This is a genomic window from Aquidulcibacter sp. (genome assembly GCF_044346625.1).
Lineage (GTDB): Bacteria > Pseudomonadota > Alphaproteobacteria > Caulobacterales > Aquidulcibacteraceae > Aquidulcibacter.
In genome coordinates this window covers 25237-35899 of record NZ_JBIIYV010000032.1, presented here as the reverse complement: position 1 = coordinate 35899, position 10663 = coordinate 25237, and the positions used below count along the sequence as shown (strand labels likewise).

The window sequence follows — 10663 nt, the reverse complement described above, 5'->3', positions numbered from 1 at the left end:
AAATTTGTCGAACGAGAGATCCGGCGTGGGAATAAGTATCACGGGATCATTCTGGACCCACCCAAGCATGGGCGCGGCCCGACCGGAGAGATTTGGAAGCTCGAAGAGGGCTTGGACCGTCTTTTGACTGCCTGCGTTGAGCTCTTGGAGGATGATGCCTTGTTTCTAGTAGCAACCGTCTATGCGGTTCGCCTGAGTTTCTTGGCGCTCGACAATGGATTGGCAGCTGCACTTGGCAATCGGCCGGGACAGCGCGAGGCCGGTGAGATGGCTATCCCGGAACAAGGATCAGACCGTCTTTTGCCAACGGCCATTTTCGCGCGCTGGTCGAACCAGAGATAAGCTGCAAAGCGGATGAGATTATCAGCCGCATCGTGCTGATGTTTCTGAATCGTTAACCGATGCAGGTCAGTGAATCAGGTCGAAATGGACTTATCTGCATCATGGCAGCCACACAGACCTTAAATGCAAAGCCTTTGGCCGTCGGCCTCAAGCACGCGAGCTTGAGCCTTGCGACCCTGTTTCTGTCACTGGGGTTGAGCGCTGGCGCGATCCAAGCCTTTGGCAATGAACAAGATGCTGGCCCAAGCGCAGTCTTGGAAGTGCCGCGTTACAATCCTGCCTCAGCAAAGCCTGCCACGACCAGCATGGAGCCAAAGGTCGATCTTGCGGCGCAAGGTATGGCTATGGGCTGGTTGCCTTGGCGCTTGCCGGATGGGGCGATGACGCCCTGGTTGCCTGGCACCCCTCCACCCAAATCGGTGGGTGCCGCAGATCAGGCCATTAGCGAAGCAGAGGCATTGCGCCTCGCAGAGCTTGCAAAAGCAAAGGGAGACCCCGTTGTGACGGGTGCTGCCACCGCAGCCTCCTCTGGCCAAATCCCACCTGTCTCGGGTACCGCACGGATTATGGCCCCCTCATTCGGAACCGCCACGAATGAAGGCGGCGTGCAGGTCTATCGTGGGCAAGGCGCAGCAGCCTTGACCCAAGCCCCTGCCGCGGGCGTGCACCAACAAGGCCCAGGTGGCTTGTTGCCGATTATCGGTTCGGGCAATCGTACCGTTTATGACATTTACCGGAAGCCTTTCTCCGAAACTGGGCGACCAAAGGTCGCCTTGGTCGTGGGGGGGCTTGGCCTAAACGCGCGTATCACTCAGCGCGCCATCGATGAATTGCCTGCGGAGGTCACTTTATCCTTTGTGCCTTATGCGGAGAACCTCCAGGGCTGGATCAATAAAGCCCGCGCCAAAGGGCATGAGGTTCTGATTGAGATCCCGATGGAGCCATTTGATTATCCCGAGAATGATCCAGGTCCACATACGTTGCTGACCACGGCCTCCGCCGACGAGAATCAACGCCGACTTGAGTTCTTATTGTCGCGGGCAAGCGGCTATTTCGGTGTGACCAATTATCTGGGCGGGAAATTCGCAACGTCTAACGAGTCGAGCAGTGCCTTGATGCGGCAATTGCGGTCACGTGGCGTGGCCTTCATTGCCGATGGCTCTGCCTCGCAACTTGATTCTGCTGCCAGCTCTGCAGGGCTGCGCAATGCACAAGCAGATCGCTTGATCGACCAAAGACCCTCCGGAGATGATATCGCGGCACAGCTTGGCGCGCTCGAGGCAATGGCAACCCAGCGTGGCGCGGCGCTCGGCTTTGGTGTTGCTTATAGTGTGACCATTGACCAAATTGCCCGGTGGGCGAAAGATGCGGGCCGACGGGGGCTTATCCTGGCCCCAGCATCCGCGGTTACATCATGAGCAAAGATACCATCCCCGCCCCGCCAGAAGGCTATCGACCCAATGTTGGTATCTTATTGTTCGATATGCGTGGGCTGGTTTGGGTCGGCAAGCGCCGGGGCTTTAATGGGCAGCATGCTTGGCAAGCGCCACAAGGCGGCATTGACCGCAACGAAGATGTTGAGACCGCAGCGTTGCGTGAACTAGGCGAGGAGACCGGCATCGGCACGAGCTTGGTTTCAATCATTGGTCATACAACCGATTGGCTCACCTATGACTTCCCACCCGAGATGCAGCGTGGCAAGTTTCGCCGCAACAAGGGCCAGGCCCAAATCTGGTATGCCTTGCGCTTCTTGGGCTCAGACCGCGATGTGAAGCTGAATGCCCACAAGCAGGTTGAGTTTGACGCTTGGCGATGGGAACGGTTGGAAGCTCTTCCAGAACTGGTGGTGCCGTTTAAGCGTGATGTGTACACACGGATCGTGCAAGACTTTGGACACCTTGCTGCAGCCTAGCCTCTTGTGGCATGACCGCCTGATCGCAAGAGACGGAGCATGCAGGTGGAAAAGCCAATTCTAATGATCCATGGGGTTGGATGTGGCGGCGACGCCTGGTCAGTTATGGCCCCGCTGATGCAAGCCAAAGGCTGGACGCCTTATACACCCACGCTTTACCCCCAGTTCCGCGTTAAAGAAGGCCCAACCGGCCAACTCTCGACGCTCGGCCTGCACGATTATGTTGAAGCAGCGAAGTCTGAAGCTTTGGCAATTGAGCGCTCTACCGGTGAAGAGCCCGTTTTGATGGGCCATTCGATGGGGGGCCTAATTGTTCAAAAACTTGCTGAGCAAGGCGTTGGCAAAGCCGCAATTCTTGTAACGCCCGCCCAGCCGGTTGACTGCCAAGTCCAAGATCTGCGCGTCCTGTTTACCTTTGCCAATATCGTCCTAAAGGGCGATCCCAAGCTCTCCTATAAAGTCTGGAAAACTGGCTTTCGTTGGGGTGTCCTCAACCAGGTTGCACGAGAGCGGCATGATGAGATTTATGCATCCGCCCTTTATGATTCCGGTCTCGTCTATCAGCAGCTCGGCAAGCCGGAGACAGACCCGCACCGGGTTGGGGTCATCAATGAGCGTTCGATTGAGTGCCCAATCCTGACCATCGGCGCGGTGCAAGATCGCGCGACAGTTATTCAAGCCGTCCGCAAAGTGGCACAAAAATACGCCCGTATCGGCGGGGACTATCGTGAGTATGACGGGGCAGCGCATTGGATTATCGATGAGCCGAAGACCGCCAGCGTTGTCGCCGACATCTGTGAGTGGCTAGACGCCAAGGGCCTTTAGGGCGTGGGCCAGCCAGGCCGAAACAGTGTTACTGCACCATGTGCAGAAAAAAGTGTAATCGCGCGATTTCCGTAACCACGTGTTCACCTTGTTCACGGCAAACTGTCCGGACCATTAACCTTGTCCCGGATCCTGCCCGCTTATGGCCTACCAAGACGCCGCACTCATTGCTGAACCAGAACTCGATTTGGATCTCATCCGCGATTTCTTGATGCAAAATCCTAACTTTGTGCGCGACGACACCGAGCTCTTGAACCGGATTGCGGCTGAGCCGAGCTCTGGGAATGTGATTGCCATTGCTGACCTCGCCCGCGAGCGCATGATGCGAGAAACACGCGCTGCGCGCTCGCGCTTTGCTTCAATCGTTGAGACCGCACGCGCCAATTACGAAGCCCAAATTCGCGTCCAAGAAGCCATTCTGGCAGTCCTAGACAGCCAAGACCCTGAAGATTTAAACGAACGGCTTTCCGGTCATGTGGCGTTTGCTCTGGCTGCAGATGTGTGCGTGTTAGCCGTGTCTGAATCCAATGCTGCAAGCCAAGCTCTCGATAAGGCGGGGTCAGCCATTGAACGCCTCGTGCCGACACATCAACCAACCATCCTTGGCCCAATCGAGCGCCCGCGTACTTGGCTCTATGGCGACAGAAGCGAACTGGTGCACTCAGAGGCTTTGGCCCGCTTGGAATTTGGCCCTACGCGACGTTTAGGCATTTTGGCAATCGCCAGCCGCGATGTCGATGCCTTTAGGGCTGACCATGGCGGCGAGCTGGTAACCTTTTTCGCGCGCGTTTTAGAACGTGTGCTTACGCGCTTTGCGGCTGATGGCTTGCTGTGAGTGGCGCGGTCCGTCAAGCGGACTTGCCAAGCGACATGGGCGAAGGCTTAGCCCAGGCGCGTAAAGATTGGTTGCACTGGCTGAAGCATGAGCGCCGACTGGCAGACCACACATTGGAAGCTTACCAGCGCGACGTCGACACCTTTTTAAACTTCTTGGTGCTGCATCGCGGTGAAGACCTGACCCTGGCTAGCCTGCCCGACCTAACCGCTTCGGATTTGCGCGCCTACTTAGCGCGGCGGCGTCAGGCCAACACCCCTTTTGGCGATCGCTCCGTGGCCCGCGCGCTTGCGGGGATCAGGTCATTCTTTTCCTTCTTGGACCGACGACGGGGCCTTACCAACACGAGCCTAAGCTTTGTTCGCGGCCCAAAGATCAAGCCAGCCCCGCCGCGCCCTGTCACAAGTGAGGCTGCCTTTGACTTGATTGATCTAGCTGAGGCAGCAGATGAGCCGTGGATCGGTGCCCGCGATACCGCTGTGCTGACCCTACTATATGGCTGCGGACTGCGTATTTCAGAGGCGCTCGGCCTCACGGGGGCCGAATATCCCTTGCCATCAACGCTGCGGATCCTGGGTAAAGGCCAAAAGACACGCCTCGTGCCAACTCTGCCGGTCGCGCGCGAGGCGATTTCGGCCTATGTCAAACTCTGCCCCTATCAGATTGAGCCGATTGGTCCCTTGTTTTTTGGCGCACGCGGTGGGCCGCTGCGCGCCAGATTGGTTCAGGCCAGCATGGCCAGATTACGCGGCCAATTGGGTTTACCAGAGTCAGCGACACCCCATGCTTTGCGCCATGCCTTTGCCACGCACCTTTTGCAATCTGGTGGCGACCTGCGCTCCATCCAAGAATTGCTCGGCCACGCATCTTTGTCGACGACACAGCGCTATATGGAAATCGACCCGGCTCATATGATCTCTGTGTTTTCAAAAGCCCATCCACGCGCTTAGCGCACTGCTGCACTCTATGGGTCAAGATGCGCGTTAAAGCATCCTTACACAGATGTTCGCCTAAATTTTGATCAGTCTGGTTTGCCCCGTTTGAGAGCAGACAGTCGACAAGCTGCTCAAAAATTGGGCTATTGTACGGGATATTGCGGAAGCGGCAGGCCGACACTTGCCCAAAAGTGCCCAATTTCTAACGCTGCGGCTTGGATGGATACTGGGCTAATTGTGAGCTCAAGATCGCAAACCTTGTGGGGAGCACGACGAACGTGACACGTATCGCAACACGCACACGACCGGAGCTTAGCTTCGAAGCGCTGGTACGGACGGGGCTAACAGCCCTAGCAGCGCTGATTTTCCTTATGGCAAGTGGCTTGGTTTCACCTGCTCACGCGCAAGACGCCGCCAATGCCGTCGCGGCAACTGCGGCACCTGCAGCCGAAGCAGCCCCGGAAGCGGCTAAGCTGGTCGCGACTTTGCCGGATAAGGTTGTCGACAAGGGTGATATCACTTGGATGATGGTATCGACCCTTCTGGTTTTATTGATGATCGTTCCAGGGCTTGCTTTATTCTATGGTGGCTTGGTGCGCGCCAAGAACATGTTGTCCATGTTGATGCAGGTTTCGACCGTGATGGTGATCGGCATGGTTACCTGGATGCTGTGGGGTTATAGCTTATCCTTCACTTCGGGCGGAGAGATCGACAGCTTCGTCGGTGGGTTTGACCGACTGTTCTTGAATGGCGCGGGCTTGGACGCGGATGGCAATCCTGTTCTCGTCGCCACTTTCTCGACTGGCGTTTATATTCCAGAGCTCGTGTTTGTCGTCTTCCAGATGACTTTTGCAGCCATTACCGCAGCCCTGGTTTTGGGTGGCGTTGCTGAACGGATGAAGTTTGCCGCGGTGGTTCTGTTTGCGGTTCTTTGGCCTCTGTTGTCCTATTATCCCATGGCGCACATGGTATGGTGGTGGCCCGGACCAGACAGCTTGGCAGCGGCTTCGGCGCAAGGTGATAGCTTCACCACTGGCCTGATCTGGAGCTTTGGTGCCCTCGACTTTGCTGGTGGTACCGTCGTGCACATCAACGCCGGGATCGCGGCTTTGGTTGGCTGTATCATTCTGGGTGCCCGCTCGGGCTACCGCAATGAGCCAATGCCGCCTCACTCTTTGGTCATGACCTTTATCGGGGCAGGCCTTCTGTGGGTGGGTTGGTTTGGCTTTAATGCAGGCTCGAACTTGGAATCCAATTATTACGCCATCTTGGCGATGGCCAACACTTTCATTGCAACCGCTGCCGCTGGCTTAAGCTGGGTGTTATATGAGTGGGTCACGCGCAAGCGTCCATCGATGCTGGGCTTGGCGTCGGGCATCGTGGCTGGTCTCGTGGCCGTGACCCCTGCTGCAGGCTTTGCTGGCCCAATGGGTGCGCTGATCCTCGGTCTTGTTGTCTCGCCAGCCTGTATCTTCTTCTGCTCGGTTGTAAAATCCGCGCTGAAGTATGACGATAGCTTGGATGCATTTGGCATCCACGGCATTGGTGGCATCATCGGCGCAATCGGCACCGGTATTGTGGTATCGCCAGCTTTGGGTGGCGCAGGCATTGTCGATTATACCAAGTGCTTCGACGAAGCCGGTAAAATCCTTGCGGTTTGCCCGGCCGCCACTTACGACATGGGCACGCAAGTTATCGCACAGCTGAAAGGCGTGTTGGTCACGGTTGCTTGGTCGGGTGTGGCATCCGCCATCGTCTTCTTCATCATCAAATACACGATCGGCCTTAAAGCCTCGGTCGATGATCAAGAAGAAGGCCTCGACATTGCAGAGCACGGTGAGCGCGCTTACCACCTCTAAAACTTAGATTGACATTGAATTAAAGGGCCAGCGTCGCGCTGGCCCTTTTTTTGTGGCTAGTTATCTAACCGGCGGATCGTCAAAATAGCGCCATAGCTGGCACCGATCCGGTCGACCGCCGCTGCCAAAGGCTCGTGCGCAACGGCCATATGATAGCCGTTGGCATGTAGGATATGTGTCGCGTCCGTCATCAAGGCGACATGACCCTTCCAACAGACAATATCGCCGCGCTTTAGACCCTCAAGGCCTTGATCAAAGTCTACAGCTTTCCCAATCTCGCGCTGCATATAGGAGTCGCGCGGCATGAGGATGCCTGCGGCTTTAAAGGCAGTCTGGATCAGGCCAGAGCAATCAAGCCCTAAACTCTCAACACCACCCCATTGATAGGGCGCGTGGAGAAATTGTTCGGCGACTTTAACAGGGTCTTCCGCTAGCGCGGCCAAGGGGGACAAATGGGCCTCATAGATCCAGCCTGCCCGCTCCACCGCAACAAAGCCGTTCTCGCGTTCAGCCTTTAGGCTTACTTGCGCGCCGAGACTCAAGAGAAAATGTGGGGCCGCCCGCGCGCTCGGCCCCGAGAAGGCATAGGTACGCAACACTTTGACTTTGTGGGTTGTCGCCAAAACTGGAGCGGACAAGGCAGCCAAGTCAAACCAGCCGACATAGCCGTCGCTGTGCATTTGGCCCCAGCCAAAACCGGCGCGTTCCTCGTAAATGTCAATCACATCGCCATGAAGCGCTTGGCTCAGTTGTTCGCCATCCGGCTCTGGCACTTTGCGCAACGGGGCAACACCTGCGCTAACCTGATGGGGGATTGGATCGACAAAGCGGGCGGATTCGACAAGTCCTTTTAGCTTTGTCGCCGCCAGATCACTTCGGTAGGGGTGAAGATTTGGATCCAACATATCTTTCGTCCATCATGCCAGCTTATGGCGTTGGGCTGCCGCTTCGCTTGCGTCCAAAAAAGATGCACGATCGACTTGCGTAATCTCGGCAATATGGCGCGCGATGGATGCTGCATAAGTGGACAGCCGTTCTGCGCCCGCTTGCGTTCCGACCACAAAAATATTGCGCCGATCGGCCGGGTCTGGCCGACGTTCAACCAAGCCAACGTCCTGCAACGTGTCAATGGCCCGAACAATCGCTGGCTTGCCAACGCCAAGCCGCTGCGCCAGAGCCCGCACCGTATGTGGCCCCGCTTCTAAATAGACCGTCAGCATCAGGGCGGTCTGACGGGCGGTCAAGTCCGGCCCATCGGACTGCACAGAGCGGGACGTGACGTCCAACCACAAGCCAAGCGCCTGCTTGTTAAGTCCAGCAAACTGATCCAACTATGACCCCTAAGGCTGTGGCCGCTCCTGACCATGCCGTCTGCGTCATTAGGTGAATCGATTTGCGCAATTGGGAAAGAGTCCCTGTGGACTCAATTGCTTGCCGGAATTGCCTACGCGGCTCTGCTTAGAATTTAGCCGAATCTTTTCCGTAGCATGGCCTCGATCGTGCGCACTGCATGAACTTCACCACCTTGGGGTCGACCGGGCTTTTCTTTTGGATTCCAGCAATAGACATCGAAATGCGCCCAGATGGGCCTGTGATCTTTCACATCGACGAACTTTGAGATGAACAGCGCCCCATTGATGGCACCAGCAAAGGGACCACCTGAGTTTTTCATATCCGCAATCGGGCTGTCGAGGTCGTCTTCATAAGGACGCCAAAGAGGCATTCGCCACAAATGGTCACCCGTCTGAGCGGCCGCCTCAGTCACATCTGCTGCCAATTCCTCGTCCTCGGTAAAGAAAGGGGGTAGTTCAGGGCCCAGCGCGACGCGGGCAGCACCGGTTAGCGTCGCCATATCGAGGATCATGGCATTGCCGTCCTCGCTGGCACGTGTAACCGCATCAGCCAGAATTAGGCGACCCTCTGCATCGGTGTTGTCGATCTCAACGCTCAACCCGTTACGGGCATAGATCACATCGCTGGGCCGGAAGGAGTTGCCATCCATCGCATTCTCAACAATCGGCAGATAGACCGACAGGCGCACATCCAGGGGGGCGTCAGCCAGCGTCGAGAACAAGGCCAAAGCACAAGCTGCCCCGCCCATATCTTTCTTCATCAGCGCCATACCCGCACCAGGCTTGAGATTGAGGCCGCCGGTATCAAATGTGACCCCCTTGCCCACCAAGGCCAATGGATAGGCATCGGGACGACCAATCCGCAAGATTACCAAACGTGGTTCTTGAGCAGAGCCCCGCCCGACCGCATGAATCAACGGGTAATTTTGCGCCAATAAATCTGCGCCTCGGATTACTTCAATCTCCGCGCCATGGCCTTCGCCCAAAGCAATTGCCGCGGCCTCTAAGGCGTCCGGGCCCATATCATTTGGCGGCGTATTGACCAGATCACGACCAAGCTTAACGGCGGTGACGGTGCGGCTCGCAGCCTCTACGTCCGCGCCAACAGGTGCGATCAAACGGGCGAGACGCTGATCCTTGCGCTTATAGCGGTCAAAGACATAAGCCCCCAGAAGATAAGCCACCAGAATGGCATGGCCTTGCTCCTTCGGTAGCGGTGAAGCAATCCGATAATCACCTGCTGGCAACTTGCTAGCCAGCGCGCCATAGACCGACGTATCTGCCCCCGCGCCTACCCCAAACAGGACCCGCTCTAATGTACCATCAGGGGCTGGAACCAACAGCACGCGACCGGCCTGGGCGCGAAAATCGTGGTGACCGGCAAGTGCTGCCTGCCCACTGGATTTGCCTTCGAGATAGGCGGGCCATTCAGCGGCAGAAATGGCGTAGATTGGGATGAATGTGGCGTCTTGGGGGGCGATATTGGCGTGCATGGCAATTCTCTAGGCTGATCTGGACCTCGTGAAAAGCGATTTAGACGGAGAACAAAGGGCTGGCTTTGAGGGTTTGTTAACAAAGATTGACGAAAGCTTGGCGTCTGTGATTCGTGAGGTTCTCACCATGTCGTTCCGCTTCTGCGCCCGTCGCTTGCCACTTATTGCCTTAAGCGCAGGCTTAGGCCTGATCAGCCTGTCTGCCCCGTCCGCCCAAGCCTTTCCTTTCTTCGGGAAAAAGCCAGAAGCAGCCTCCAAAACACAAGCAGCTAAAGGGTCTGCGAGGGGTCAAGCCTCGAAAACCACATTGGCTGAAGCGCCTTCGTCCCCAGCATCAGCTGCAGAACAAAGCGCTCCTGCAAAACCTGCAACAGCAAAAGAGCGACAAGCAGCAAGAAGCCTAGATATGGTCAATCAGGCATCCTTTTGGCTGGGTGAACTTGAAAAAAATCCAGCCGATGATGAAGCCGCGCTGGAAGGCTCAATCGCGTTGCGCAGAATAGGCTCGTCAGAGCGGGCAATCCAACTTGCGGCCATGGGCTTGCAGGTCAAAGGCGAAAGTCCGCAATTGTGGGGCGCATTGGCCTTGGGTCTTGTTGCCAGTGGCGAAAATCAACCCGCTCTGCAAGCCTTGCAGAAGGCCGTCTCCTTAAATCCAAAGGACCCCAATCTTCAATCGGCCCTCGGGGTTATCTACGACCGCTTGGAGCGCGCTGATCTTGCGGCACCTGCTTATGAGGCCGCGCTAAAGCTTGCGCCCGAGGACGCCACCATCCTCAGCAATTACGGACTTTCCATTGCGATGACAGGGGATTTGAAAAAGGCTGAGGACATGTTGCGCCGCGCCAACCAAAGTCCGCTTGCCCCGCCCCAAGCCCGTCAGAATCTCGCACTCGTTGTCGGCCTGCAGGGCCGCTTTGAGGAAAGTGAGCGCTTGGCAACCCGTGACCTGCCGCCCGCAGTGGCGTCCGAGAATGTCGCATACCTCAAAGCGATGCTCAACGGTGGTGAAAACCGCTGGTCGCAACTACGCCAGGAAAAGACCAACTAAAGAAAAGGCCACCCCCTCTGACAGATAAGTGGCCTTTTCCTTTGTACGTTGTCGCGTTG

The 10663-nt window shown here is 56.7% G+C and carries 10 protein-coding genes and 1 pseudogene; 8 read left to right on the top strand and 3 right to left on the bottom strand.

Annotated features, from left to right (window positions below; translation table 11 throughout):
- The 7 genes and pseudogenes from ACIQ20_RS09600 to ACIQ20_RS09570 form a co-directional block, all read left to right on the top strand.
- Positions 1 to 342 (top strand): annotated as a pseudogene (locus ACIQ20_RS09600) (class I SAM-dependent rRNA methyltransferase); the annotation flags it as partial.
- Positions 343 to 443: 101 nt separating this feature from the next.
- A complete protein-coding gene (locus tag ACIQ20_RS09595; protein WP_395779740.1) occupies positions 444 to 1760 on the top strand; it encodes a divergent polysaccharide deacetylase family protein in 1317 nt (438 codons plus the stop codon).
- Positions 1757 to 2254: an RNA pyrophosphohydrolase gene (locus ACIQ20_RS09590; protein ID WP_395779738.1), complete on the top strand. Its 498-nt coding sequence runs from the start codon at positions 1757 to 1759 to the stop codon at positions 2252 to 2254. Before ACIQ20_RS09595 ends, ACIQ20_RS09590 begins: the two co-directional genes overlap by 4 nt.
- Positions 2255 to 2293: 39 nt before the next feature.
- Complete coding sequence (locus ACIQ20_RS09585; RefSeq protein ID WP_395779736.1) at positions 2294 to 3079, top strand: alpha/beta hydrolase; 786 nt, start codon at positions 2294 to 2296, stop codon at positions 3077 to 3079.
- A gap of 142 nt (positions 3080 to 3221) precedes the next feature.
- The gene (locus ACIQ20_RS09580; protein WP_395779734.1) at positions 3222 to 3914 is read left to right on the top strand and encodes a DUF484 family protein; all 693 of its coding nucleotides are present in this window, start codon (positions 3222 to 3224) and stop codon (positions 3912 to 3914) included.
- Positions 3911 to 4864, top strand: a complete 954-nt coding sequence (locus ACIQ20_RS09575) for a tyrosine recombinase XerC (protein WP_395779732.1) — start codon at positions 3911 to 3913, stop codon at positions 4862 to 4864. Before ACIQ20_RS09580 ends, ACIQ20_RS09575 begins: the two co-directional genes overlap by 4 nt.
- Positions 4865 to 5127: 263 nt before the next feature.
- Positions 5128 to 6708: an ammonium transporter gene (locus ACIQ20_RS09570; protein WP_395779730.1), complete on the top strand. Its 1581-nt coding sequence runs from the start codon at positions 5128 to 5130 to the stop codon at positions 6706 to 6708.
- A 56-nt stretch (positions 6709 to 6764) separates the two neighbouring features.
- Here ACIQ20_RS09570 and ACIQ20_RS09565 read toward each other — a convergent pair whose 3' ends face one another.
- From ACIQ20_RS09565 to ACIQ20_RS09555, 3 genes are all read right to left on the bottom strand, one after another.
- Entirely contained in the window at positions 6765 to 7613 is an 849-nt protein-coding gene (locus ACIQ20_RS09565) for an NlpC/P60 family protein (protein WP_395779728.1), read from the bottom strand.
- 12 nt (positions 7614 to 7625) lie between these two features.
- On the bottom strand, positions 7626 to 8039 hold the full coding sequence (locus ACIQ20_RS09560) for a MarR family winged helix-turn-helix transcriptional regulator (RefSeq protein WP_395779726.1): 414 nt from the start codon (positions 8037 to 8039) through the stop codon (positions 7626 to 7628).
- A 134-nt stretch (positions 8040 to 8173) separates the two neighbouring features.
- The gene (locus ACIQ20_RS09555) at positions 8174 to 9553 is read right to left on the bottom strand and encodes a leucyl aminopeptidase family protein (protein WP_395779724.1); all 1380 of its coding nucleotides are present in this window, start codon (positions 9551 to 9553) and stop codon (positions 8174 to 8176) included.
- 106 nt (positions 9554 to 9659) lie between these two features.
- Between ACIQ20_RS09555 and ACIQ20_RS09550 the strand changes: the two genes are divergently transcribed.
- Positions 9660 to 10604, top strand: a complete 945-nt coding sequence (locus ACIQ20_RS09550; protein ID WP_395779742.1) for a tetratricopeptide repeat protein — start codon at positions 9660 to 9662, stop codon at positions 10602 to 10604.
- Positions 10605 to 10663 lie beyond the last annotated feature (59 nt).